Origin of the sequence: Pseudodesulfovibrio hydrargyri (assembly GCF_001874525.1) — a bacterium.
Classification (GTDB): Bacteria; Desulfobacterota; Desulfovibrionia; order Desulfovibrionales; family Desulfovibrionaceae; genus Pseudodesulfovibrio; species Pseudodesulfovibrio hydrargyri.
In genome coordinates this window covers 496,144-518,677 of the sequence record NZ_LKAQ01000004.1, presented here as the reverse complement: position 1 = coordinate 518,677, position 22,534 = coordinate 496,144, and the positions used below count along the sequence as shown (strand labels likewise).

General features: G+C 65.9%; 27 protein-coding genes. 15 read left to right on the top strand and 12 right to left on the bottom strand.

Annotated elements, in window-relative coordinates:
- Positions 1 to 203: 203 nt before the first annotated feature.
- A complete protein-coding gene (locus BerOc1_RS06860; protein ID WP_071544979.1) occupies positions 204 to 953 on the bottom strand; it encodes an SDR family NAD(P)-dependent oxidoreductase in 750 nt (249 codons plus the stop codon).
- Between the two features lie 54 nt (positions 954 to 1,007).
- Between BerOc1_RS06860 and BerOc1_RS06855 the strand changes: the two genes are divergently transcribed.
- Together BerOc1_RS06855 and BerOc1_RS06850 are read left to right on the top strand one after the other, a co-directional pair.
- Complete coding sequence (locus tag BerOc1_RS06855; RefSeq protein ID WP_071544978.1) at positions 1,008 to 2,165, top strand: pyridoxal phosphate-dependent aminotransferase; 1,158 nt, start codon at positions 1,008 to 1,010, stop codon at positions 2,163 to 2,165.
- A complete protein-coding gene (locus BerOc1_RS06850; RefSeq protein WP_071544977.1) occupies positions 2,162 to 2,497 on the top strand; it encodes a TraR/DksA family transcriptional regulator in 336 nt (111 codons plus the stop codon). The genes BerOc1_RS06855 and BerOc1_RS06850 overlap by 4 nt, the downstream gene beginning before the upstream one ends.
- 3 nt (positions 2,498 to 2,500) lie before the next feature.
- Here the strand turns inward: BerOc1_RS06850 and BerOc1_RS06845 are convergent, their stop codons facing one another.
- Both BerOc1_RS06845 and BerOc1_RS06840 read right to left on the bottom strand, forming a co-directional pair.
- The gene (locus BerOc1_RS06845) at positions 2,501 to 3,475 is read right to left on the bottom strand and encodes a 4Fe-4S binding protein (RefSeq protein ID WP_071544976.1); all 975 of its coding nucleotides are present in this window, start codon (positions 3,473 to 3,475) and stop codon (positions 2,501 to 2,503) included.
- A gap of 111 nt (positions 3,476 to 3,586) precedes the next feature.
- Positions 3,587 to 4,345, bottom strand: coding sequence for a potassium channel family protein (locus tag BerOc1_RS06840; protein WP_071544975.1), 759 nt, complete (start codon positions 4,343 to 4,345; stop codon positions 3,587 to 3,589).
- Between the two features lie 339 nt (positions 4,346 to 4,684).
- On the opposite strand from BerOc1_RS06840, the gene ffh reads away from it, so the two are divergent.
- The 9 genes from ffh to BerOc1_RS06795 all read left to right on the top strand — a co-directional run bounded on the left by ffh (position 4,685) and on the right by BerOc1_RS06795 (position 11,562).
- Entirely contained in the window at positions 4,685 to 6,214 is a 1,530-nt protein-coding gene (gene ffh / locus BerOc1_RS06835; RefSeq protein WP_071544974.1) for a signal recognition particle protein, read from the top strand.
- A gap of 88 nt (positions 6,215 to 6,302) precedes the next feature.
- Positions 6,303 to 6,542: a 30S ribosomal protein S16 gene (gene rpsP / locus BerOc1_RS06830; RefSeq protein WP_071544973.1), complete on the top strand. Its 240-nt coding sequence runs from the start codon at positions 6,303 to 6,305 to the stop codon at positions 6,540 to 6,542.
- 110 nt (positions 6,543 to 6,652) lie between these two features.
- Positions 6,653 to 6,886 carry a KH domain-containing protein gene (locus BerOc1_RS06825; RefSeq protein ID WP_014323320.1) on the top strand — a complete coding sequence of 78 codons (234 nt, stop codon included), beginning with the start codon at positions 6,653 to 6,655 and terminating at the stop codon, positions 6,884 to 6,886.
- Between the two features lie 144 nt (positions 6,887 to 7,030).
- Positions 7,031 to 7,618, top strand: a complete 588-nt coding sequence (gene rimM, locus BerOc1_RS06820) for a ribosome maturation factor RimM (RefSeq protein WP_071544972.1) — start codon at positions 7,031 to 7,033, stop codon at positions 7,616 to 7,618.
- Positions 7,615 to 8,910: a tRNA (guanosine(37)-N1)-methyltransferase TrmD gene (gene trmD / locus BerOc1_RS06815; RefSeq protein ID WP_071544971.1), complete on the top strand. Its 1,296-nt coding sequence runs from the start codon at positions 7,615 to 7,617 to the stop codon at positions 8,908 to 8,910. The genes rimM and trmD overlap by 4 nt, the downstream gene beginning before the upstream one ends.
- Positions 8,911 to 8,969: 59 nt before the next feature.
- Positions 8,970 to 9,320 carry a 50S ribosomal protein L19 gene (gene rplS / locus BerOc1_RS06810; RefSeq protein WP_071544970.1) on the top strand — a complete coding sequence of 117 codons (351 nt, stop codon included), beginning with the start codon at positions 8,970 to 8,972 and terminating at the stop codon, positions 9,318 to 9,320.
- Between the two features lie 263 nt (positions 9,321 to 9,583).
- The gene (locus BerOc1_RS06805; protein ID WP_071544969.1) at positions 9,584 to 10,180 is read left to right on the top strand and encodes a hypothetical protein; all 597 of its coding nucleotides are present in this window, start codon (positions 9,584 to 9,586) and stop codon (positions 10,178 to 10,180) included.
- Positions 10,181 to 10,195: 15 nt separating this feature from the next.
- Complete coding sequence (gene rnhB, locus BerOc1_RS06800) at positions 10,196 to 10,837, top strand: ribonuclease HII (RefSeq protein WP_071547040.1); 642 nt, start codon at positions 10,196 to 10,198, stop codon at positions 10,835 to 10,837.
- A 107-nt stretch (positions 10,838 to 10,944) separates the two neighbouring features.
- Entirely contained in the window at positions 10,945 to 11,562 is a 618-nt protein-coding gene (locus BerOc1_RS06795; protein WP_071544968.1) for a hypothetical protein, read from the top strand.
- Between the two features lie 150 nt (positions 11,563 to 11,712).
- Here BerOc1_RS06795 and smpB read toward each other — a convergent pair whose 3' ends face one another.
- The 7 genes from smpB to bioB all read right to left on the bottom strand — a co-directional run bounded on the left by smpB (position 11,713) and on the right by bioB (position 17,342).
- Positions 11,713 to 12,192, bottom strand: coding sequence for an SsrA-binding protein SmpB (gene smpB, locus BerOc1_RS06790; protein WP_071544967.1), 480 nt, complete (start codon positions 12,190 to 12,192; stop codon positions 11,713 to 11,715).
- Positions 12,193 to 12,196: 4 nt separating this feature from the next.
- Positions 12,197 to 13,978, bottom strand: a complete 1,782-nt coding sequence (ptsP, locus tag BerOc1_RS06785) for a phosphoenolpyruvate--protein phosphotransferase (protein ID WP_071544966.1) — start codon at positions 13,976 to 13,978, stop codon at positions 12,197 to 12,199.
- On the bottom strand, positions 13,979 to 14,284 hold the full coding sequence (locus BerOc1_RS06780; protein WP_071544965.1) for an HPr family phosphocarrier protein: 306 nt from the start codon (positions 14,282 to 14,284) through the stop codon (positions 13,979 to 13,981).
- Positions 14,285 to 14,332: 48 nt separating this feature from the next.
- Positions 14,333 to 15,130, bottom strand: a complete 798-nt coding sequence (locus tag BerOc1_RS06775) for a PTS system mannose/fructose/sorbose family transporter subunit IID (RefSeq protein WP_242652899.1) — start codon at positions 15,128 to 15,130, stop codon at positions 14,333 to 14,335.
- A gap of 6 nt (positions 15,131 to 15,136) precedes the next feature.
- Complete coding sequence (locus BerOc1_RS06770; protein ID WP_071544964.1) at positions 15,137 to 15,685, bottom strand: biotin transporter BioY; 549 nt, start codon at positions 15,683 to 15,685, stop codon at positions 15,137 to 15,139.
- Between the two features lie 83 nt (positions 15,686 to 15,768).
- Positions 15,769 to 16,362 (bottom strand): biotin transporter BioY, encoded by a 594-nt coding sequence (locus tag BerOc1_RS06765; protein WP_129586495.1) that lies wholly within the window; start codon positions 16,360 to 16,362, stop codon positions 15,769 to 15,771.
- 5 nt (positions 16,363 to 16,367) lie between these two features.
- Complete coding sequence (gene bioB / locus BerOc1_RS06760) at positions 16,368 to 17,342, bottom strand: biotin synthase BioB (protein ID WP_071544963.1); 975 nt, start codon at positions 17,340 to 17,342, stop codon at positions 16,368 to 16,370.
- Positions 17,343 to 17,495: 153 nt separating this feature from the next.
- On the opposite strand from bioB, the gene BerOc1_RS06755 reads away from it, so the two are divergent.
- Positions 17,496 to 17,711, top strand: a complete 216-nt coding sequence (locus BerOc1_RS06755) for a hypothetical protein (protein ID WP_071544962.1) — start codon at positions 17,496 to 17,498, stop codon at positions 17,709 to 17,711.
- A gap of 230 nt (positions 17,712 to 17,941) precedes the next feature.
- On the opposite strand, the gene rsmI is transcribed toward BerOc1_RS06755, so the two are convergent.
- Entirely contained in the window at positions 17,942 to 18,769 is an 828-nt protein-coding gene (gene rsmI, locus BerOc1_RS06750; RefSeq protein WP_071544961.1) for a 16S rRNA (cytidine(1402)-2'-O)-methyltransferase, read from the bottom strand.
- On the bottom strand, positions 18,766 to 19,179 hold the full coding sequence (locus tag BerOc1_RS06745; protein WP_071544960.1) for a YraN family protein: 414 nt from the start codon (positions 19,177 to 19,179) through the stop codon (positions 18,766 to 18,768). The genes rsmI and BerOc1_RS06745 overlap by 4 nt, the downstream gene beginning before the upstream one ends.
- Positions 19,180 to 19,286: 107 nt before the next feature.
- On the opposite strand from BerOc1_RS06745, the gene BerOc1_RS06740 reads away from it, so the two are divergent.
- From BerOc1_RS06740 to BerOc1_RS06730, 3 genes are all read left to right on the top strand, one after another.
- Complete coding sequence (locus tag BerOc1_RS06740; protein WP_084641193.1) at positions 19,287 to 20,408, top strand: Gfo/Idh/MocA family protein; 1,122 nt, start codon at positions 19,287 to 19,289, stop codon at positions 20,406 to 20,408.
- Positions 20,409 to 20,537: 129 nt separating this feature from the next.
- Positions 20,538 to 21,923: an FAD-binding oxidoreductase gene (locus BerOc1_RS06735; RefSeq protein WP_071544958.1), complete on the top strand. Its 1,386-nt coding sequence runs from the start codon at positions 20,538 to 20,540 to the stop codon at positions 21,921 to 21,923.
- 132 nt (positions 21,924 to 22,055) lie between these two features.
- Entirely contained in the window at positions 22,056 to 22,514 is a 459-nt protein-coding gene (locus BerOc1_RS06730) for a MauE/DoxX family redox-associated membrane protein (RefSeq protein WP_071544957.1), read from the top strand.
- Positions 22,515 to 22,534: the final 20 nt, after the last annotated feature.

Here is a 22,534-nt window from a genome sequence, read left to right as displayed (position 1 = left end):
CGGCCTACCGCATGCCCATGGCGTGCATGAGCGCATCCATGTTGTCGCGAGCCACGGCCTTGACCGCTTTCCCGCCCCGGTCGGTCGGCGAGCGGGCCCGGCAGAGGCGGCAGTGTGGGAGCGGGGATTCTCATGGGATTCTCCTTGAAGGGGTTGCCGTCCTACAGGCTATAGGAAGCCTGATGCCCAGCGTCAACCCGCGTTCATATTTTGCGTATGTCCGCGACCTTGCCGTGGTAGGCGCGCGGGTCGGCGCGGAGAAATTCCACCAGGCCGCGCGCGGACTGCTTCGGGGTCAGCAGCAGGCCGTCCCGCAGCCAGGAGGCGAACAGCTCCCGCAGGGGCGCGGCGGCCGAGCCCACGGCCGTGCGGGCGTCGGCCTGCATGCGCGTCTCGACCACGCCCGGCCGCCAGATGACCGTGGTGATGGCCGGGGCCTCGTTGGCCAGCTGGCGGGCCAGGTGCTCCTCGCCCGCCTTGGCCGCGCAGTACGCTCCGATGCCGGTCTGGGCGCGTTGCGCCGCGCCGGAGCCGAAGAACACGGCCAGCCCCTCGCCGCGATCGAGCAGAGGCGGCACGGCGTGGCGCATGATCTGGTGGGCCGCCACCAGGGAGCCGTCCAGCACCCGGCGGAAGCTGTCGGCGGAGAGCTCCCACACGGCCGGGCCGGGCTCGAGCACCCCGGCGGCATGGATGAATCCGTAAAAGTCGCCCAGGTTCAGGGCCGCTTCGACGAGCTGGGACGCCACCGCGTCGTCGGCGGCGTCGCCGGCCACGCATTCCGCCCGCCCGCCCAGGGCGCGGCAGCGGTCTCGGACCGCCAGCAGTTTCTCTCTGGTGCGGGCGCCGAGGACGAGGTGCACGCCCTCCCCGGCCAGTTCCTCGGCCAAGGCCGCGCCGATGCCCATGGACGCGCCGGTCAGGATCAGGGTTTTATTCCTCAGTGAAGTCATATATGGTCTATCCTTATTGTGTATGGAATACCCGTTTCAGCCTGAGAGTACCCCATGTCCCCGAGAGTGAGCAAGCGCAGACCGCTTGTGGCCCAATCCGAGATCCGAAGCATGACCCTGGAATGCGCCCGCGTATCCGGCGTGAACCTGGCCCAGGGCGTGTGCGACCTGCCCGTTCCGGCCCCGGTCATCGAGGGCGCGGAGCAGGCCATGCGCGCGGGCGCCAACATCTACACCCGCTTCGACGGGCTGCCGAGGCTGCGCCGGGCCATCGCGGCCAAGCAGAAACACTGCACCGGCATGGACCTGGACCCGGACGGCCAGATAGTGGTATCCTGCGGGGCCACGGGAGCGTTCTACGCCGCCTGTCTGGCCCTGCTCGACGAGGGCGACGAGGTCCTGGTCTTCGAGCCGTACTACGGCTACCACGTTGTGACCCTGGCCTCGCTCGGCATCAAGCCTGTCTACGTCACCCTGGAGCCGCCCGGGTGGGGCTTCACCGCCCGGGACCTGGAGCGGGCCGTGACCGCGAAGACCCGGGCTCTGGTCCTGAACACCCCGTCCAACCCGGCGGGCAAGGTCTTCGACCGTGAGGAACTCGGGATCATCGCCGATTTCGCCGAATCCCACGACCTGTTCGTCTTCACCGACGAGATATACGAGCACTTCGTCTTTGACGGGAAAAAACACATCGCCCCGGCCACGCTGCCGGGCATGGCCGGGCGGACCATCACCATCTCGGGGGTGTCCAAGGTCTTTTCCGTGACCGGCTGGCGGCTGGGCTACGCCCTGTGCGATCCACAGTGGGCCCTGGCCATCGGCCACTTCAGCGATCTGGTATACGTCTGCGCGCCCGCGCCGTTGCAGATCGGCGCGGCCCGGGGGCTGGAGGAACTCGGCCCGGACTACTACCAGGGGGTGTCCGACGACCACCGGATCAAGCGCGACCGTTTCTGCGGCGCATTGCGCTCGGCTGGCCTGACCCCGTACGTGCCGGACGGGGCGTATTACACCCTGGCCGACGTGACCGGGCTGCCGGGGAAAACCGCCAGGGAACGTGCCCTGTACCTGCTGGAGAAGACCGGCGTGGCCTGCGTGCCGGGCTCGGCCTTCTATTCCGGCCCGGTGGGGGAAACCCTGGCCCGATTCTGTTTCGCCAAGGAGATGAACGTGCTCGAGGACGCCATGCAACGATTGGGGAGGATTTCGTGACCGAGGCGCAGAAAATGGAATTCAAGCGGTTCGCCGAAGAGGAGATGGACGCGCTGAAGGTAGAGATTCCCCGGCTCGCGGAACAGGTCAAGCCCGTGGCCCCGGACAACGCCATCGGGCGCATCTCGCGCATGGACACCATCGTCAACCAGTCCGTGGCCGAGGCCCAGCTGTCCAAGGCCCGGGTCCGCCTGGCCCGGCTGGAGGAGGCCCTCAAGCGGGTGGACGAGGACGAGGACTTCGGCCTGTGCCTGGACTGCGGCGAGCCCATCCCCATGGCCCGGCTCAAGGTCATGCCCGAGACGGCCTATTGCGTGGACTGCGCCGAGTAGGCCCTACATCAACCCCGCGCCCGCCTGGTAGACGCGCTTGAGCATCTCCGGGGGCAGGGGGTTGTCCCAGACCCCTGCGTATCCGGCCCAGACCCTGGCGACCAGCAGCACCAGCACGGCTCCCACGGCCACGGTCGGCCACGGGATGCGCCGTCCCAGCGCGTGAAAGCCGAGGCACCCGTCCACCGGGCAGGCCCCGACGCACTGGCCGCAGCCGATGCACTCCGGGGTGCGCACCGCTTCCTTTTGTTCCACCGCAATGCCCGAGGGGCAGCTGGCCGAGCATTTGCCGCAGTGGACGCAGGCGTCCTTGTCGCGGTGCACGCGGACCGGCCCGAACCAGGCGAAGAGCCCGAGCAGCGCGCCGTAGGGGCAGAGATACCGGCACCAGAAGTTGCGCACCATGACGCTGAGCAGGGCCAGGGCCGCGAGCACGGCCAGGGCCATGCCGGACGGGTGCAGGAAGAAGTCGAGCATGCGCGCGTCCGAGGTCATGTTGAACGGGCTGCGCAGGAAGGATTCGAGCGAGCGCGGGTCCATGGAAAAGATCAGGAACACGAATCCGCCCATGCCCAGGTATTTGAAGACGTGCAGGGGGAGGTCGATCCGCCGGGGCGGAATCCTGGCCATGCCGAAGCTGCGTCCGGCCCGTTCCAGCAGCCCGGACAGAAAGCCCACCGGGCAGACGTAGCCGCAGAATCCCTTGCGGAACAGGAAGGCCATGGCCAGGGCGGCCAAAAAGATGGTCAGCCCGGCCGGGTGGGCGCGGTCCCAGAATCCGGACGAAACCAGCCGCCGGAAGCCGAGCAGGGCGCTGATGGGCAGGAAGCCCTCCACCGCGCCGGGCTTGGCAACGAACGTTTCGGAACGGCCCGAGACCCAGCTCAGGAAAAGGATGAAGCGGTAGCCCGCATACAGGGAAAAGAGGGTGAAGGCCGCCTGGACGGCCAGCCGGAAACGGTCGGGAGTGATTTTCATGGGAACCTTTCTTGTCTGGCGGGTCCCCTATACCCATCGCGCGCGGCTGGCAACCGGCTGCACAGGGCTGCACAAGAGCGGCCCTTCGGGCCGGGCGGCGGAGTGGCCGGGTCAGCGGTCGCGGCCCGAGGTCACGCCCCGGGTGATGATGCCGATCATGAAGGCGAACATGAAGTAGCTGGTCAGGCTCTGGACGATCAGCAGGATCTTGCCGTCCCAGGTGCGGGGCACGATGTCCCCGAAGCCGAGCGTGGTCATGGTCACCACCGTGTAGTAGAGGGCGTTGAGGAAGAGTTCGCCGCCCGCGGACGCGAAGTCGAAGGGGGGCGTGATCCCGGCCAGGGCGTGCAGCCCGTCCACGGCCGCGTTGACCAGGGTGAAGCCGATCAGGGTGGCCAGGTAGACGCGCAGCAGTTCGTTCACGTCGGCCCAGGTGATCTCGCTGCCGGGCCTGAGCAGGGACACGCTGCGCCGGGTGAAGACGCGCAGGTTCCAGACGAGGACGGACAGGACGAGGAGCGCCAGGAAGAGGACGCCCCATTCACTCAGGGTCAGGAGGATGTCGGCGGCCCCGGCCAGAAAGCCGACCAGGGCGGAGCAGCGCAGCTTGGCTCCGGCGTAGACGGCCGAGGCGCTCGGCCACAGGTTGCGCATGCGTCGGTTCCGCCAGCGGTGAAAGAGCAGGACCGCCAGTGCCACGGCCGCGCCGTTGAGCACGGCCTTGACCAGGTCCCCGGCCCCGCCCACCGGGATGAGGCTGGGCGCGGGCAGGTCCTTGACGGTCAGCAGCAGCACGGCGCCGACAAAGAAGGCGGGCACGAAATGGGTCAGCCAGACCCGGACGAAGAGCGAATTCCTGAGATTTTCCATATGCCATGGATTGTTCGCACATTCCCGGTCCTTGCGCAACGTTCGCCACGCGATCCCGCAGGGTGGCGGAAGGCCGCGCAACCGGGTATGCTCGCCTCGGGCCGACGACACGACATGGGGGCCGGCCAACGCCCGCGCGAGACGGTCCGGAGGCTCGAACCGGCCCCGGCCGACGGACCGGAAACGGGGCCGGAACAGGGTTCCCTCCCGAGAGCCGTCCCCCGCCGCCCTTGACTATCCGGGGAATCTGGCTTAACAAACGTCCTCTTTGCCCGCGCTGGACGGTGGTCTTCGCGCAGGCGAAAAGAATAAATTTAGTAATTCCAGGGAGTTGATCCGTTGTTCGAGAGCCTGCAAGAAAGACTCGGCGCCACCTTCTCCAAGTTGGGCGGCAAAAAGACCCTTGACGAGAACAATATCAAGGAGGGTCTGAGGGAGGTGCGTCTCGCGCTCCTCGAGGCCGACGTCAACTTCAAGGTGGTCAAGCAGTTCGTCGACCAGGTCAGGGAACGCGCTCTCGGCGACGAGGTCCTCAAGGGGCTTGAGCCCGGCCAGCATTTCATCAAGATCGTCAACGAGGAACTCATCGAGCTGCTCGGCGGCGAACAGAAGGATCTGGACCTCAAGGCCAGGCCGCTCAAGCTGATGATGGTCGGCCTGCAGGGCTCGGGCAAGACCACTTCCTCGGGCAAGATCGCCATGTTCCTGCGCAAGCAGCACGGCAGGAAGCCGTACCTGGTGCCCGCCGACGTCTACCGCCCGGCGGCCATCGACCAGCTGAATACCCTGGCCCGGCAGCTCGACGTGCCGGTCTACCCATCCACCACGGACATGAACCCGGTGGATATCTGCAGGGACGCCCTGGGCAAGGCCGAGGAACTGGGCTGCGACCTGATCCTGTTCGACACCGCGGGCCGGTTGCACATCGACGAGACGTTGATGGACGAGCTTGAGAACATCAAGCGCGAGTGCGAGCCGCAGGAAATTTTGTTCGTGGCCGACGCCATGACCGGCCAGGACGCCGTGACCGTGGCCGAGAGCTTCAACGAGAAGCTCGGCATCACCGGCGTGGTCCTGACCAAGATGGACGGCGACGCAAGGGGCGGCGCGGCTCTGTCCATCAAGACCGTGACCGGCCGTTCGGTCAAGTTCGTGGGCGTGGGAGAGAAGCTGTCCGACCTGGAGCTCTTCCACCCGGACCGCATCGCCTCGCGCATCCTCGGCATGGGCGACATGATGACCCTCATCGAGAAGGCCCAGAGCCAGATCGACGAGGACGAGGCCAAGGCCATGGCCGAGAAGATGGCCAAGGCCGAGTTCGATTTCGAGGACTTCCTGGGCCACATGCGCAAGCTCAAGAAGCTCGGGTCCATGGAAGGGCTGCTCAAGATGATCCCCGGCATGGGCAACATCATGAAGCAACTGGGCGACAACGCCCTGCCCGAGGACGAGATGAAGCGCACCGAGGCGATCATCTCCGCCATGACCCTGAAGGAGCGCCGCCAGCCCGACCTGCTCAAGAACGCGAGCCGCAAGGACCGCATAGCCCGGGGCTCGGGCGTGAAGGTTGCGGACGTCAACGCGCTCATCAAGAATTTCAAGCAGATGAGCAAGGTCATGCAGTCCATGATGGGCGGCGGCAAAAAGAAGAAGGGCAAGTTCGGCCTGCCCAAGCTGCCCGGCCTGGGCGGGGGCGGCATGCCCGACATGAGCGCGCTCGGCGGCGGCATGCCCGGAATGCCTGGAATGCCCGGCATGCCCGGCATGGAGGAGGAAGGCGCCCAGCGCACCGTCTCCAAGAAGACGCTCAAGGAACGCAAGAAGAAAAAGCTGAACAAAAAGAAGAATAAGAAGAAAAAGAAAAAGTAAGTGGCCGGGACTTCCCGTCCTGCAAGTGATAAAACTTGCCATATAGTAGGCAAAAACGTATTAATCAACTATTGGGAGTATAAGAACCATGGCAATGAAAATCAGACTGACCCGGATGGGTTCCAAGAAGCGTCCCTTCTACCGCGTCGTGGCCCTCGACAGCGCCGTGCGCCGTGATGGACGCCCCGTCGAATTCCTCGGGCACTACAATCCCATGGTCGAGCCGAACGAGATCGCGCTGGACATGGAGAAGATCGAGAAGTGGTTGGAAAAGGGCGCGGAGCCCAGCAACACGGTTCGTTCTCTGCTGAAGAAAGCCGGCAAGTAGCTTGCGCTTTTTCACAGGCGGGCCCGCCGGCCCGGCCTGCAGGGTCCGGACCACGTTTGGCAGCTCATATTCATGGCGCGCGGCGACGCGCCTGCACCGGAGGTGACGTCATGTTGAAAGAGATGATTGAGTACATTGCCAAGTCCCTGGTGGACAACCCGGACGAAGTGCAAGTTTCCGAAGTCGAAGGCGAGCAGACCTCGGTTATCGAGCTGAAGGTGGCCAAGGAAGACCTGGGCAAGGTCATCGGCAAGCAGGGCCGCACGGCGAGAGCCATGCGCACGCTGCTTGGGGCCGCCTCCACCAAGGCGCGGAAACGCTCCGTCCTGGAGATCCTCGAGTAGCCTTCCCCTTAGGCAACGGCTTACATTTGCACGTCCGCGTGCGGGCCCAAGCGGCCCGAGGCGAGACGCGAACGACCCTGGACCGGCGTGCGGGCAAGCCCCGCGCGGCGGCCCCGGTCTTTTGCAGCAACCGCACGGTGGCCCATGAAAGAAGAGCCCGGTTTCATCCCCGTGGGCGGGGTGGTCAAGGCGCACGGAATTCGAGGGGAGTTCGGCATAAAAAGTTATGCGGACTCCCCGACCATTTTCGGAGACGTGCCGCTCTACCTGTCCGTTGCCAAAGGGCGGCCCAGGCCCCTCGAGGTGGCCTCCTGGCGCGAGCACAAGGACCTCGTCCTGCTGACCTCGCCCCGGATCACCGATCGGGACCAGGCCGAGGCCCTGCGCGGCCGTGAAATCCTGGTCCGCGAGGCCGACCTGCCCGAACCGGACGAGGGCGAGCACTACCTGTACCAGATGATCGGCTGCCGGGTGGTCCTCGAGGACGGCTCCGAGGTGGGCGAACTCAAAGGTTATTACGAGACCGGCGAGCAGGACACCTGGGTCATCGAGAACGGCGCGGGCACCGAGATTCTGCTGCCCGCCGTGCCCGAATTCGTCCTGGACGTGGATCTGGACGCGGAGACCATCGTCATCGAACCGCCCGAGGGGCTGCTGGACCTGTACCTCAACCCCGAGCCGCCCAAAAAGAAGAAGCGCCGTCCGCCGCGCTCCAGGAAGCAGGGTTCATGAATTTCCACCTGGTCTCCATTTTTCCGCATTTCTTCGAGTCCCCGCTGGACAGCGGGCTCATGTCCAAGGCCGTGGAGACCGGTCTGGTCGGTCTGGACTACGTGGACGTCCGCCAGTTCGCGGGCGGGGTGCACAAGTCCGTGGACGACCGCCCGTTCGGCGGCGGGCCCGGTATGCTCCTCAAGCTCGACCCCATGATCAAGGCCCTGGACTCCATCGGGTCCAAGGGGCGCATCCTGATGCTCTCCCCGCGCGGCAAGCCCCTCAACCAGGCCCTTTCCCGCGAGCTTTCCCTTGAAGAGGACGTGACCCTGATCTGCGGGCGCTACGAGGGCATCGACGAGCGGCTGCTCGACCTCTATCCCATCGAACTGGTCTCGGTGGGCGACTTCGTGCTCAACGGCGGCGAGGCGGCGGCCGTCTGCCTGGTGGAGTCGGTTGCCCGGCTGCTGCCCGGCTTCATGGGCCACGAGGACTCCGGGGACGAGGAATCGTTCACCGCCGGGCTGCTCGAATACCCGCACTACACGCGGCCCGAGGACTTCGACGGGCTGACCGTGCCCGAGGTCCTGCGTTCCGGCGACCACGGCAAGATCGAGGCCTGGCGGCGGGAGCAGTCCCTGACCGCCACCCTGCGCGACCGGCCGGACGTCCTGCCCACGGCCAGCCTGACCGTGGAGGACATCGATTTTCTGCGGACGCTTTCGCGCACCCGGTTGGGCCGCAACCTGTACATCGCCCTGTGCCACTATCCCGTGGTCAACAAGTTCGGCGAGAAAGTGGCCGTGTCCGTGACCAACCTGGACCTGCACGACATGGCCCGCGTGGCCCGCAGTTACGGGCTCGGCGGGTTCTACGCCACCACGCCCATCGAGGACCAGAAGGCGCTGGCCGAGAAGCTGCTCGGGCACTGGCGCGAGGGCGCGGGCGCCCAGGCCAATCCGGACCGGGCCGAGGCCTTTTCCAAGGTCAAGGTTTTTGACGATATCGAAAGCGCGGTCCTTGACATCGAGGCCCAAACAGGGCAATGTCCCCGCCTCGCGGCCACGTCAGCAAGACTGGATCGCCGCAAGCAAGCCCAGCCCGCCCTGACCTTTGGCGAAGTGCGAAGCTGGCTCGTCAACTCTCCGGTATTATTGATATTTGGTACCGGACACGGTCTGGCGGAAGAAGTCCTCTCCAAAACGGACGGCATTGTACGGCCGCTCAGGTATTTGGATGACTACAACCATCTCTCGGTCAGGAGCGCGGTCGCCATCATCGTCGACCGATTGATCGCGGATGAGTACTAGAGGCGGATGTCGGCCACGGGCCCATCGTCCAGCACTCTATAATTTTTAAGGAGCATACCATGGACATCATCAAGAAAATCGAAGCCGAACACATCCGCTTGGATATCCCCGAGTTCAAGGCCGGCGACACCGTCAAGGTGCACTACCGGATCATCGAGGGCGAGAAAGAGCGCATCCAGGTCTTCCAGGGCGCGGTCCTGCGCCGCCGCCGCGGCACCACCAACTCCACCTTCACCGTGCGCAAGATTTCCGACGGTATCGGCGTGGAGCGCGTGTTCCCCATGAACTCCCCCTACATCGACCGCGTGGAAGTGGTCTCCGAGGGCAAGGTTCGCCGGAGCCGCATCTACTACCTGCGCAATCTGCGCGGTAAGGCCGCCCGCATCAAGTCCAAGCAGATCTGGGAGTAAAAATTTCCGGATAAGCGGGCGTCTGCACCGCCGCTCGGCAAACCCGGACCCTCGCGTATTAAGATACGCTTCGGCCCCGGATTTGCCTCCCGTCGGCACAATCATCCACTTCTCCGCAAATTTTCCAGATATTACATGGAGATATATATGCCCGGAGTGTCTAACGACACTCCGGGCTTTTGTGGTTTGGGGGTAAGGGCTTGTGCGTCTTGGGGGTAGGTGGTAGCAAATTCGTTGTCCAAACATCCGATTGAGGAGGAACGGTGGCGCGTAGCGACATAATAAAGGCGGTCCTGACCGGTGCGGAGAAGGCGAATCGTACGTTTTCCGAGTGGTCCGGCGGGGCCTGGCTTTGCGATTACGGGGTGGAAGGGTTCATGGTCAGCGAGATCTGCCGTTCAATCCGCAAGGTACACACCACCGGCTACCTGACCATGGAAGAGCCGTTCAATCAGATGATGGAGTGTACGGGCAAGCTCTCACGCGGAAGAAAACCCGAGATCATGGGGGGCTCCAAGCGAGTGGACATCGCCTTGTGGAACAGCCGGGAGTATGTGACCCATGTGATCGAGGTAAAGCGTCAATGGAACCAGGAATCGCCCAGGGATCTGGAACGATTGGTCGAGTTGCAACGCAAGCTGACCACCGTTCAATGCGGTCTGTTCGTGTTGCTGGTCACTGCTTGGGGTGGCCGCAAGGCTCTAGATGAGAAGGTCGAACAGACCAGGGACGCCATGTGGGAGAACCTGCCCACCGACAAGTACCGGTTCCATTACGGCCGGGACTACGGCAGCCCGCATCATGAAGGCGATTGGCGGGCGACTTCCCTGTGCGTGGAAGTCTATGGCCGACAGGGTTAGCGCGTAAGATTGAAGATGACACGGAACAGTTTGTATCAAGCCGTTCACTACGACACGGTGGAGATCGCGGGCGTGGACGAGGCCGGGCGGGGGTGCCTGGCCGGGCCGGTGGTGGCCGGGGCGTGCATTTTGCCTGCGGAGTATGACCTGCCGGGGCTGAACGACTCCAAGAAGCTGACCGCCGGGAAGCGGGAGACGCTGTATCCGCTCATCCGGGAGCAGGCCGTGGCCTGGGGGCTGGGCGTGGCCTGGCCGTGGGAGATCGACGAGATCAACATTCTGCAGGCCACCTTCCGGGCCATGGGCCGGGCCGTACGGGCCATGAAGGCCGAGCCGCGCTTTCTGCGCATCGACGGCGACAAGCTCATTCCCCATCACGCGCTGGGGCGGGACATCCCCCAGGAATACGTCATCCAGGGCGACGGCAAGGTCCCGGCCATCTCCGCCGCCTCCATTCTGGCCAAGACCTTCCGCGACCACCTCATGGTCCGGTTGGCTGGGCGCTATCCGGGTTACGGCCTGTCCAAGCACATGGGCTACGGCACCAAGGTTCACGTGGAGGCCATCCAAAGGCTCGGCCCCTGCCGCATGCACCGCCTGACCTTCAAGAAGGTCAGGCCCGAGGACAAGCCGCAGGTCCAGGCCAGCCTGTTCTGATTTCCTCTGTCACCCGATTCGGCGAACCGGTTGTTTCGATTCCCTGTTCGTGGTAGCGGTGAGGCATATCCGTGCGCCGTTCGGCCTGGCGCGGGTGAGGAGGAATCATGGACGAGCGCAGACAGCATATCATGCTCATCTCAAGGCGATTGTTGATCTATTCCGGCATAGCCCTGGGATTGACCTCGTTGTTGTTCGTGGGAGGGCTGTGGTTCGGGAGAAGCGTGTTCATCACGGCCGTGGTCTTCGGCTGCGGGATCATGGGCGGCTTCGTGTCCATCCAGCAGCGGCTGGGGAGCATCGAGGACGACGAGCTGGACATCTTGTCCAAGTCCTGGGCCTCGGTACTGATCATCCCTCTGTTCGGCGGCATCTTCGCCCTGGTGCTCTATGTCATCTTCCTGACCGGCATACTCGACCTGCCGATCTTCCCCAAATTCTACATCCCGGCCTTCACCAACGACCGCGCCGTGGACCTGCCCGCCTTCCTGCAGCGGACCAGCCCGGTCAGCGGCCAGGATATGGCCAAGGTCATGTTCTGGAGCTTCGTGGCCGGATTCTCGGAGCGGTTCGTGCCCCAGGTCATCCGGTCCGTGACCAGTCAGACCGAGAGCGTGCGGGGCGATGCGTCCCAGGCCGCCGCGCGGACGCGCCGCAAGCGCCCGGCCAGAAGGACTGTCCGCCCCCGCCGCAACATGGCGTCGGGTGACCAGGCCGGGCAATAGGGAGCGAGCCGACCCCGTATCCAAACTCTTTTCCGTCGTGCTCTCGCAGCCGACAACGAACAGCTGAAACGCACGCACTCACGCAACCCGCAATCACGCGGATGCGTATCCAAAAGTTTGGGAGGGAAGAGGGGGGGCCGGGGGCAAATTTTACTTGTAGGCCGCCAGTTGGCGCTGGGTGTCTCTCGCGATGTCGCGGTCTTTCAAGTCCTGCTTCTTGGAGTGGACGTTCTTGCCGCGTCCCAGGCCGAGCTGGACCTTCACCTTGCCGTGGCTGAAGTACATCTTCATGGGCACCACGGTCAGGCCCTTCTGTTCGGTCTTGGCCTGGAGATTGACGATCTCCTGCTTGTGCAGGAGCAGACGGCGGGCGCGTTCCGGGTCGTGCTGGTCGTAGGTCCCGGTCTTTTCGTAGGGGGCGATGTGCACGCCCACCAGGAAGGCCGAGCCCTGGCGGAAGGAGACGTAGCCGTCCTTGAACGAGATCTGGCCCCCGCGCAGGGACTTGACCTCGGAGCCGACCAGGGAGATGCCCGCCTCGAAGGTCTCGAGGATCTCGTAGAGGCGCCGGGCCTGCTTGTTGACCGCTATGGTGTCGGGCGAGGTGGTCTTGTTCTTTTTCTTGGCCATGATGCTAGCTGGGCAGCTCGTCGTTTTCGAGCAGCGAGGAGAAGAAGGTCACTTCTTCCGGGAAGTGCTTGAAGATGTTGTCCATCACCAGGTTGTTGATGCGGCTGACCGTGCGGCACTCCAGGACGTCCTTGAGCAACAGTCGGCAGTCGTGCATGTTGGTCTGCCGGATGATCCGCTTTATGCCGGGAATGGCCTGCGGGGTCATGGAGATGGAATCTATGCCCATGCCGAGCAGGATGGGCACGCAGAACGGGTCCGAAGCCACCTCGCCGCAGAGCGACACTTCTATGCCCGCCTGGTGCGCGGCGTCAACCACCAATTTGATGGCCCGCAGGGTGGCCGGGTGCAGGGGCTGGTACAGGTAGGACACGTGCCGGTTGGTCCGGTCCACGCCGATGGAGTACTGGATCAGGTCGTTGGTCCCGATGGAGAAGAAGTCCACCTCGTGGGCCAGGAACTCGGCGATCATCACGGCCGCGGGCAGTTCGATCATGGTCCCGATGGGCATGTCCGGGTCGTAGTCCACGCCCTCGCGGCGCAGTTCGGCCTTGGCCTGGGCCAGCCACGCCTTTGCCTGGCGGACCTCCTTCACGCCCGAGATCATGGGGAACATGAGCGAGACGTTGCCGTAGGCCGAGGCGCGCAGGATGGCCCGCAGCTGGGTCTTGAACAGCTGGGGGTTCTTGAGGCAGAAGCGGATGGCCCGCAGCCCCATGGCCGGGTTGGTCTCGTTGAGCTCGCCGTAGGAGGCGATGAACTTGTCGCTGCCCAGGTCCAGCGTGCGGAAGACCACCTTGCGCGGGGACATGATCGCGGCCAGGTCGATGTACTTTTCGGCCAGCTCCTCCTCGGTGGGCAGGGTGGTCCGGTTGAGGTAGGCGTACTCGGTGCGGTACAGGCCCACGCCCTCGCCGCCGTTGTCGAGCACGGCGGTCACTTCCTCGACCAGCTCGATGTTGGCCTGGACCATGACCCGTGAGCCGTCGAAGGTCTCGGCGGGCAGGTGGCAGTGGCGGCGGATCTTGCGGGTGTAGTCCTCGAACAGGGCGGCCCGCTCGTTGTATTCGGCCAGTTCCGACTCGGTGGGGTTGATGACGATCTTGCCGGTCAGGCCGTCGATGATCACCAGGTCGCCGTCGTGGACCTCCTCCAGGCGGCCCACGCCGACCAGGGCGGGGATGCCCAGCGACCGGGCCATGATGCCCGTGTGCGAGGTCTTGCCGCCGCGCACGGTGGCAAAGGCCATGATCTTGTCCACCTGGAGCTCGACGGTGTCCGCCGGGGTCAGGTCGTGGGCCATGATGATGGCCCGGCCCGAGATGGAGGACAGGTCGGTCTTCACGCCCATGAGCTTGGTCTGGACCTTTTCCGCGACCACGCGCACGTCCTGCATGCGCTCGCGGATGTACTGGTCCTTGATGGCCTCGAAGGTGGCCTCCTGGTCGGACACGGCCTTTTCCAGGGCCCAGGCCGCGTTCAGGCCCAGGGTCTCGATGTATTTTTCGGAGGCCCCGGCCAGCTTGGGGTCCTTGAGCATCATCAGATGGGTGTCGATGAGCGAGCCGTGGCTCTTGAGTTCCTCCGGGACCTGCTCGCGGATGGCGGCCAGTTCCGTCTCCACGGACTTGAAGGCGGCGCGGAGACGCTCGATCTCCGCGGGCATGTCTTCGGCGGCGACGATCTGCCGGGGCAGGTTCGCCATGTGGTTCCGGTTGACGAAAAAGGCCTTGCCGATGGCGATGCCGGTGGCGACCGGTATGCCCGTGAGGGTCGAGTCAGCCATTTATGCCCCTTCGAATTTGTTCAGGAACAGCGCCTCGAGCCGGTCCAGCGCGGCTTTGGCGTCCGCGCCCTTGGCGCGCAGTTCCACCATATTGCCCGGGCCCGCGGCCAGGGTCAGGATGTCGAGGATGGACTTGGCGTCCACCGTCTGGTCGTCGACGACCAGGGATATCTCCGAATCGAAGGTCTGTGCCTCCTGGGCCAGCCGTCCGGCGGGCCGGGCGTGCAGCCCGTTGTCCGAGGAGACAACCACTTTCCGGGATAAGTACCCGGGACTCTCGTCGGTCATGGTGTTTTCATCCGTCATATCAAAACCTGCTTTTCACGTCGTTTTTATGTCTGATCGGGCGGAAAATCACAAGCCAAAAGCGTTTCTGGCCATGGTCTCCAGCCACGGGAAAAGTTCTATGAGACCCACGAAAACGGCCACGGCAAGGACCCGCGAGAGCAGGCCGGTGCGCACGTAGCGGCCGAAGAGCATGAGCGCGGACAGCCCGACCGCGAACTCCCACCAGTCGTACGGGCGCGGCCAGATGAGCGTCCACAGCCAGAGGAGCAGGGCCGCGTTGGCGTACTTGACCTTGGTGCCCCAGTTGATCAGGTCCCAGTGGCGGAGCCGCTCCAGGAAGCGGAACCCCTGCTTGACCCCGCAGACGAAGGTGTAGGCGCGGAAGACCTGTAGCCCCAGGAAGAGGACCAGGCCGATGGCGAAGGCCAGGACCGGGAAGCCGGTCAGGAGCAGGCAGATGGTCGACAGTGCCCAGAAGATGAGGGCGCTGCCCGCGAACACCGAGTCGCCGATGGCGGACAGGGTGTAGCTGGTGGTGTCCTTGACCTTGGCCAGCATGCGCGGCGGGAAATGGCCCGCGCTGATGGTCGTCTCCACGTTGAGCAGGATGCCGACCATGCACGGGGTCCAGAACGGGTGCGACTGGTAGTGGCGGGCGTACCGCTTGAGCGCCGCCCTGAGATCCTTGGGATCCTCGTGGATGGCTTGAAGTCCCGGCAGCATGGCGTACATCAGGCCGATGTTCTGCATGCCGCGCGTGTTGAAAGCCGCGCCGGTCAGGTAGCAGCGCAGGAAACTGCGCAAGAAGGCCACCGTCTTGGTGTCGGCCCGCATGGGAGGGATGCCGTGAACCGCCATGGCCATCCAGGGTCACGCCGAGGCGGGCAAAAGCCCGGCGCGGACCAGGTACCGGCCGGCGATCACGGCCAGCGAGGTCTTGATCAGCCCCCAGAGGAGGAACGGAGCCACGCCCAGGGCCCAGGCCCGGGTCCAGGTCAGGTTGAGGGAGAACTTGAGCCATGCCGCGCCCATGAGAAAGAGCAGAACCATGCCCAGGATGCCGAAGACGAACCCGCGCGCCCAGGATATGCCGTCATCGGTGCGGGCCAGCCCGGCGATGATGGCGTAGGCCGCGAAGCCGACGAGGAAGCCGCCGGTGGGGCCGAAGAGGTGGCCGAGCCCGGACCTGCCGCCCGCGAACACGGGCAATCCCACGGCTCCTGCCAGGAGATACAGGCCCACGGCAAGGGCGCCCCTCCTTGGGCCGAGCACGAACCCGGCCAGGGCCACGAAAAAGGTCTGCATGGACACGGGCACCGGGCCGATGGGCAGATTGACGCAGGCCCCGGCCGCGATGAGGGCGGCCATGAGCGCCGTCCAGGTCAGGCGGTGGATATCGGTCAGCGGGGTGGTCTTCATTGCGCGCATCCTAACAGGTTATTCACGGGAGCGCATCAAAGCACAGACGGTCCAGTCTGTCCAGTGGGTACGGGGGTTTGCACTTACCGCCGGCCGGGCGTCAGGCCCAGCCGCAGGAGGTGCCGGGCGCAGGCCAGGGCGACCGCGACCTTGAGCACGTCCCAGGGGATGAAGGGCAGCACGCCCAGTGCCACGGCCTTGGTCCAGGTCAGGGAGAGGACGGACTTGAGCCAGACGGCGCCGGTCAGGTAGGCCAGGCCGACACCGGCCAGCCCGGCGAGCACGCCGCGCGCCCACGGCAGCCCGCCCTCGCGGTTGCGGGCCAGGCCGCAGATCAGGGCCGTGCCCAGAAAACCGATCAGGTAGCCGCCGGTGGGGCCGAGCAGGTAGCCGAGCCCGGACTTGCCGCCCGCGAACACGGGCAGGCCGACGATTCCGGCCAGGAGATAGAGTCCCATGGCCAGGACCGCGTGCCGGGGCCCAAGCAGGTACCCGGCCAGGAAGATGAAGAACGGCTGCATGGACACGGGCACCGGGCCGACAGGCACGATGAGATACGCCCCGGCCCCGATGAGCGCGGCCATGAGCGCGGTCCAGACCAGCCGGTGCAGGTCCGCCAAGGGGGATTGGGGCAGGGGGAAGCCGGGTCCGTCGCCGCGCGGTTCGCCGTGGGCCATGGGGCTCACTCCCTTGCCGGGACCAGTCCGGCCCGGCGGATGTCCTTAAGGTCCGAGGCCGCGTCGCCGCCCCTGGTGGTCAGGTAGTCCCCGACCATCAGGCCGCTGGCCCCGGCGGTGAGCAGCTCGCGCTGCCGGTTGGTGCCGAAGACCGTGGGCCGCCCGCCGCAGATGCGCAGCTGGCGGTCCGGGAGCAGGAAGCGGTACAGGGCGACGATGGCCAGGGCCTCCTCCGGGGAGAGCGGGGCGCGCCCTTCCAGCGGGGTGCCCGGGATGGGCGTCAGGAAATTCATGGGCACGGACGGCACGCCGAGTTCGCGCAGGAGCAGGGCCAGTTCCACCCGGTCGTCCCAGGTCTCGCCGATGCCGAAGATGCCGCCCGAGCAGACGTACAGCCCGGCGTCCAGCCCGGCCCTGACCGCGTCCACATCCTCCTCGTAGCGGTGGGTGGAGCACATCCTGGGGAAATGCGTGGCCGAGGTCTCCAGGTTGTGGTGGTAGCCGCGCAACCCGGCCTGTTTCAGCCGGGTCAGCTGGCCGCGCTCCAGGATGCCCGGCGACAGGTCCGGGATCATGCCCAGGGCCGCCACGCGGCGGATGGCCGCCTCGAAGCCGTCCAGGTCGCGCCCGCCGACCAGCTTGCCCGAGGCCACGATGCCGAACCGGGTCGCTCCCGCCGCCTTGGCGCGGGCCGCGGCTTCAGCGATCTCGTCCGGGGAGAGCAGGGGATATTCCGGGCTGTCGGCCGCGTGGTGTCCGGACTGGGCGCAGAAGGCGCAGTCCTCGGAACAGGTCCCGGATTTGGCGTTGACGATGGCGCACAGGCCGACCTTGCGGCCCAGGTGCGCGGTGCGCACGCGGTGGGCGTGGCCGAGGAGCTCCGGCAGGCGTTCCGGCGCTTGTTCAATAAGGAACATGATTTCCGCATCGGAGGGCAGGACACCGTCGAGGGCCTTGCGCGTTATGGAATCGAGGCTCATGGAGGGGTTGTGGGGCAGTCGGGCCGAGAAGTCAAGCCGCCCGGAAAGCCCCGCCGGACGTGAGAATGTGAATAAAAGAATTAATCGGAGGGGGTTGCTTCGAACGGAAAAGAGGTTATCCTATGGGCAGAACATTTTTCGGAGGTTTCAAGTATGGAATTCGATTTCTTCTTTGTGGACGGAGTGCTGATCTTCGCCCTGATGGCGTTTCTGGCGAGCCTGGGTCCTGTGGTCGGCGCCATGTTCAAGGCCTGCTGCCCGACCGCGATCCGCTCTGTCCGCCGGTTTGGACGGCGTCATCCCGCGCTGTTCACCGAGTCGGACGACTTCTATTGTTTCTTCCACAAGGACGCCCTGTACGGCGCATAGCTCGGCCCTTGGCCGGTTATCAACCGGAAGGCCGGAAGCGGATTCACCCCCGCTTCCGGCCTTCCGGTTTTTTTATTGAGATTCGGTCCCCTCTTGCGAAGCCCATAAAACCGCGCCGCAGGCGCATAATGGGATGCAAGGGTGCGAACCCTTGCCCGCCGGAGGCGAAATCATCCGACACCGCCGCGAAGCGGCCTTCCAAATCTGATTTTTTCTTTTCCCGCCCAAATTCAATCGCGCATCAGGGCATAGACCGCCTTGGCCGTCCAGCCCTCGCTGCGCTCGGCCACGCGCCGGGCGATCTCCTTGGGCTTGCCCCCGGCCTCGGTCTCCTCGGCGATGCGCTCCATGATGGTTGCCTCGTCCGCCTCGCCGTCGTCCTTGCCGGGCGCGATGATCACGGTCAGCTCGCCGCGCAGCTCGAAGTCGAAGTCGTCCAGCGCGCCGAGATTGCCGCGCAGGAATTCCTCGTACTCCTTGGTCAGCTCGCGGGCCACGCAGAAATCGCGCTCGCCCAGGATGTCGCGGGCGATGGCCAGGGTGCCCGCAAGGCGGGTCTTGCGCTCGAACAGGACCAGGGTGGCCCCGGTGTCGCGGTGTGCGCGAAACATTTTTTCGGTCTGGCTCTTCTTGCGCGGCGGAAAGCCCAGGAAGGTGTAGGGCAGGGGCGGCAGCCCGGAGGCGGACAGGGCCGTGACCGGCGCGGACGGGCCGGGCACGGGGGTGACCCGGTAGCCTTCGTCGCGGCAGGCGCGGACCAGGGTGAAGCCGGGGTCGGACAACAGCGGGGTGCCCGCGTCCGAGATGAGCGCCACGGACAGTCCGTCGGCCAGCTGGTCCAGGACCTTGGGCAGCTTCTTGTCCTCGTTGTGCTCGAAAAAGGAGACCAGCCTGCCGTGGCGGGCCAGCCCCAGCCGCTGGAAGAGCAGCCCGGCCCGCCGGGTGTCTTCGGCCAGGACCACGTCCGCGTCCGTCAGTATCGCCCGCGCCCGGGGCGACAGGTCGTCCGCGTTGCCCAGGGGGGTGGCCACCACGTACAGGGTGCCGGTATCGCTCATGCTCTCTGCCCGTCCAGTTGAAAGACGTTTTCCTCGATCTCCACGATAAGGGACGCGCCGGTGTCCGTGACCGAGGCCAGGTCGAACCGGCAGGGCTCGTCCCAGAGGTCGTGCGCGGTCAGGTAGTGGCTGGCGGCCTTGATCAGCCGCGCCTGCTTCCTGCGCGTCAGGGCTTCGCCCGGCGCGCCCATGGCCCCGGCCCGCCGGGTCTTGACCTCCACGAAGACCACGGTGTCCCGGTGGCGGCAGACCAGGTCCAGCTCCCACTGGTGGAAGCGCCAGTTGCGGTCCAGGACCTTGTAGCCCTGGGCCTTGAGGTGGTGCGCGGCCGCGTCCTCGCCCGGGGAGCCCCGGTGTTCGGGGCGGCCGCCCTTGGACCGGCCGGACAGCAGTTTCGTGAGGAATCCCATGGCCCAAAGGGATAGCACAGCCGGTTTTGCGAGGCCAGCGGAACCGTGACGCAGGGTTCCCCGGCGGCGGAACATGGTGTATGGTGACTCGCAAAAGAGGTGATGCCATGCTCAGATATGCCATGATCGGCGGCGGTCCCGGCGCGTTCGTCGGCCAGGTGCACCGGCGGGCCCTGGCCCTGAACGGACAGGCCCGGCTGGTGGCCGGATGCTTTTCCCGCGACTTGGAGAAGAGCCGCGTCCTGGGCGCGGAACTCGGCCTGGACGGGGACCGGGTCTACGCCACGCCCGAGGAACTGGCCCGGCTCGAGGCCGGGGACATCGATTTCGCGGTGGTGGTCACCTCCAACGAGGCCCATTATCCCAACGTCAAGGCGTGCCTGCGAAGCGGCATCAACGTCATGTGCGACAAGCCGTTCACGCACACCCCGGCCCAGGCCCGCGAACTGGTGGACCTGGCCCGCGAGCGGCGGCTGGTCCTGGGCGTGACCTACACCTACGCGGGCTATCCCATGGTCCGGCAGATGCGCGAGATGATCGCGCGCGGCGACGTGGGCGAGATCCGCTTCGTCAACTGCGAATATCCCCAGGGATGGCTGGCCGAGCCGGTCGAGACCACGGGCCACATTCAGGCCTCCTGGCGGGCCGACCCGGAGCGCGGCGGCGGGACCCTGTCCCTGGGCGACGTGGGCTCGCACATCGAATACCTGGTGCCCCACGTCACCGGCCTGACGCTGACCCGGCTGGCCGCCCGGCTCGACTCCCTGGTGGAGGGCCGGGTGCTGGACGACAACGGGACCATCCTGACCGAGTACGACACCGGCGCGCGCGGGCTGTACTGGTATTCCCAGGCGGCCACCGGCGCGGTCAATGGGCTGAGGCTGCGCGTGTTCGGCGACCAAGGCGGGCTGGAGTGGTTCCAGGAGGACCCGGACCACCTGCGCTACACGCCCCTGAACGAGCCCGCCCGGATCATCACCCGGGGCGCGCCCGACCTGCTGCCCGGGGCCATGGCCTATTCCCACACCCCGGCCGGACACCCCGAGGGGTGGCTGCTGGCGTTCGCCAACATCTACCAGTCGTTCTGCGCGACCCTGGCCATGGGCGCGGCCGTGGATTTCCCCACCGGGGAGGACGGACTGCGCGGAGTGGAGTTCATCGAGGCGTGCCTGGAGAGCTCGCGGAACGGCACCGCCTGGGTGGAGGTGGGGGCGATGGGAGGGGCGTAGCCGAAGGACCTCGGCGCGAGAACATGGAGGTGGCGCCGGGCGAACCGCCCATCCTCATGGTGAGGTTCCGTACTGCGCCGGAACGGTTCGGCCATTGACAGCCGGGGGCACCCCTCGTAAGTTCGCACCATGCCGCAATACGCCGATTCCCTGACCGACGCCAACCGGGCGTTTCTGACCGATCTGTTTCCCGGCGACGGGTGCGTGTTCGAAACCGAGCAGCTCAACGCCTTTTCCACGGACGCCAGCCGCGAACGGTCCATGCCGTGGGCCGTGGTCCGGCCCGAGTGCCGGGAGCAGGTTGCCGAGCTTCTGCAATGGGCCGATGCCGAGCGCATGCCCGTCTACCCCCGCGCCCGGGCCACCGGCCAGGTGGGCAACACCGTGCCGAGCCTGCACGGGGTGACCGTCTCCCTGCTGCGCATGAACCGCATCATCGACATCGACGGGCGGGACTTCGCCGCCGAGGTGGAGCCCGGGGTGATCACCTCGGACTTCCAGGCGGCGTGCGCCGAAAAGGGGCTGTTCTACCCCCCGGACCCGGCCAGCGTGAAGATTTCGACCATGGGCGGGAACATCTCCACCTGCGCGGGCGGGCTGCGGGCCGTCAAGTACGGCGTGACCCGCGACTGGGTGCTCGGCATCGAGGCCGCGCTTCCTGGCGGCAAGGTGCTGACCATGGGCGGGCGCTCCCAGAAGGACGTGGTCGGTCTGGACCTGAAGCGCCTGTTTGTCGGTGCGAACGGCAAGCTCGGGCTGATCACCCGGGCCACGGTCAAGCTCATCCCCCTGCCCGAGGCATCGAGCTCCATCCTGGTCGGGTTCGCCGACCTGGCCGCCTCCATGGACGGGGTCACGGCCGTGTTCGGGGCCGGGCTGCTGCCCTGCGCCTGCGAGTTCATGGACGCCACCACGATCAAGGCGTTGCGCCTGCTCGGCGACATCCCTCTGGCCCCGGAGGCGCAGGCCGCGCTGCTCTTCAAGTTCGACGGCACGGCCGAGGGCGTGGCCGCCGAGGTCCGGCGGCTCAAGGAGGCGCTCGTCCCCCTGGCCGTCTCCATGGAGGCGGGCGAGGGCGAGGCCGAGGAAGCGGTCTGGGCCGCGCGTCGGGAAATTTCGCCCGGCTCCTACCGGTTGCGGCCCAACAAGCTCTCCGAGGACCTGGCCGTGCCGCGCGGCCGGGTGCCCGAAATGGTCGACATCGCACACAAGGCCGGGGCCGACGCCGGACTGCCCGTGCTCTGCTACGGCCATCTGGGCGACGGCAACATCCACGCCAACATCATGCACGACGCCCAGCGGCCCGGGGAGCTGGAAGCCGCCCACCGGGTCAAGGAGCAGCTGTTCCGGGCCGCCGTGAAGCTGGGCGGGACCATTTCGGGCGAGCACGGCACCGGCCTGACCAAGGCCTCCTTCGTGCCCGAACAGCTCGGCGCGGACCAGCTCCATTACATGGACGCCGTGCGCCGCATCTTCGACCCCAACGAGATCATGAACCCCGGCAAGGGGTGGTAGGGAGTCGTTTCCGGGCATTTGTCCGCATCAACCTGTTTTTCTTAATATATAGAATAAATCTATATATCTTCTCGATATCTCGGGTTATCTCGATTTGTTCATAGTTATATCAGCATGATATGGGAACAGACTATGAATCCCGTATTGTCCGTGCTGTCTTCCCGCTGGCTGTACCGCGCCGCGCGCGTCATCCTGGGCGGGCTGTTTCTGGCGGCCGGCGTCATCAAGCTGGCCGATCCTGAGCAGCTGGCGGTGGTCATCGACGCCTTCGGGCTCGTGCCCCGGGGGCTGGTCATGCCCCTGGCCTTCATCCTGCCGGTGGTGGAGATCGCGGCGGGCGCCGGGCTGGTGTTCGATTTCCGGGGCAGCCTGAGGACCATCGCGGTCCTGACCGTGGTCTTCCTGGGCGTGCTCGGCTACGGCCTGCACCTGGGGCTGGACATCGATTGCGGCTGCTACGGGCCGGGCGACCCCGAGGCCGAGGCCTTTGGCGGGTTGCGGATCGCCTTTTACCGCGATCTGCTCATGCTGGCCGGGATTCTGTACTGTTACTGGTGGCGGAGGTTCGCGAACGGACGTGTCCTGTCCTGACAATCTTTTTCCGGTTCCCA

Excerpts from the sequence above, each read along its gene's own strand:
- BerOc1_RS06860 (WP_071544979.1), bottom strand. The coding sequence starts at position 953 with ATGACTTCACTGAGGAATAAAACCCTGATCCTGACCGGCGCGTCCATG.
- BerOc1_RS06855 (WP_071544978.1), top strand. The coding sequence starts at position 1,008 with ATGTCCCCGAGAGTGAGCAAGCGCAGACCGCTTGTGGCCCAATCCGAG.
- BerOc1_RS06845 (WP_071544976.1), bottom strand. The coding sequence starts at position 3,475 with ATGAAAATCACTCCCGACCGTTTCCGGCTGGCCGTCCAGGCGGCCTTC.
- BerOc1_RS06840 (WP_071544975.1), bottom strand. The coding sequence starts at position 4,345 with ATGGAAAATCTCAGGAATTCGCTCTTCGTCCGGGTCTGGCTGACCCAT.
- rpsP (WP_071544973.1), top strand. The coding sequence starts at position 6,303 with ATGGCAATGAAAATCAGACTGACCCGGATGGGTTCCAAGAAGCGTCCC.
- BerOc1_RS06825 (WP_014323320.1), top strand. The coding sequence starts at position 6,653 with ATGTTGAAAGAGATGATTGAGTACATTGCCAAGTCCCTGGTGGACAAC.
- rimM (WP_071544972.1), top strand. The coding sequence starts at position 7,031 with ATGAAAGAAGAGCCCGGTTTCATCCCCGTGGGCGGGGTGGTCAAGGCG.
- trmD (WP_071544971.1), top strand. The coding sequence starts at position 7,615 with ATGAATTTCCACCTGGTCTCCATTTTTCCGCATTTCTTCGAGTCCCCG.
- rplS (WP_071544970.1), top strand. The coding sequence starts at position 8,970 with ATGGACATCATCAAGAAAATCGAAGCCGAACACATCCGCTTGGATATC.
- rnhB (WP_071547040.1), top strand. The coding sequence starts at position 10,196 with ATGACACGGAACAGTTTGTATCAAGCCGTTCACTACGACACGGTGGAG.
- BerOc1_RS06795 (WP_071544968.1), top strand. The coding sequence starts at position 10,945 with ATGGACGAGCGCAGACAGCATATCATGCTCATCTCAAGGCGATTGTTG.
- smpB (WP_071544967.1), bottom strand. The coding sequence starts at position 12,192 with ATGGCCAAGAAAAAGAACAAGACCACCTCGCCCGACACCATAGCGGTC.
- ptsP (WP_071544966.1), bottom strand. The coding sequence starts at position 13,978 with ATGGCTGACTCGACCCTCACGGGCATACCGGTCGCCACCGGCATCGCC.
- BerOc1_RS06780 (WP_071544965.1), bottom strand. The coding sequence starts at position 14,284 with ATGACGGATGAAAACACCATGACCGACGAGAGTCCCGGGTACTTATCC.
- BerOc1_RS06775 (WP_242652899.1), bottom strand. The coding sequence starts at position 15,130 with ATGGCCATGGCGGTTCACGGCATCCCTCCCATGCGGGCCGACACCAAG.
- BerOc1_RS06770 (WP_071544964.1), bottom strand. The coding sequence starts at position 15,685 with ATGAAGACCACCCCGCTGACCGATATCCACCGCCTGACCTGGACGGCG.
- BerOc1_RS06765 (WP_129586495.1), bottom strand. The coding sequence starts at position 16,362 with ATGGCCCACGGCGAACCGCGCGGCGACGGACCCGGCTTCCCCCTGCCC.
- bioB (WP_071544963.1), bottom strand. The coding sequence starts at position 17,342 with ATGAGCCTCGATTCCATAACGCGCAAGGCCCTCGACGGTGTCCTGCCC.
- BerOc1_RS06755 (WP_071544962.1), top strand. The coding sequence starts at position 17,496 with ATGGAATTCGATTTCTTCTTTGTGGACGGAGTGCTGATCTTCGCCCTG.
- rsmI (WP_071544961.1), bottom strand. The coding sequence starts at position 18,769 with ATGAGCGATACCGGCACCCTGTACGTGGTGGCCACCCCCCTGGGCAAC.
- BerOc1_RS06745 (WP_071544960.1), bottom strand. The coding sequence starts at position 19,179 with ATGGGATTCCTCACGAAACTGCTGTCCGGCCGGTCCAAGGGCGGCCGC.
- BerOc1_RS06740 (WP_084641193.1), top strand. The coding sequence starts at position 19,287 with ATGCTCAGATATGCCATGATCGGCGGCGGTCCCGGCGCGTTCGTCGGC.
- BerOc1_RS06735 (WP_071544958.1), top strand. The coding sequence starts at position 20,538 with ATGCCGCAATACGCCGATTCCCTGACCGACGCCAACCGGGCGTTTCTG.
- BerOc1_RS06730 (WP_071544957.1), top strand. The coding sequence starts at position 22,056 with ATGAATCCCGTATTGTCCGTGCTGTCTTCCCGCTGGCTGTACCGCGCC.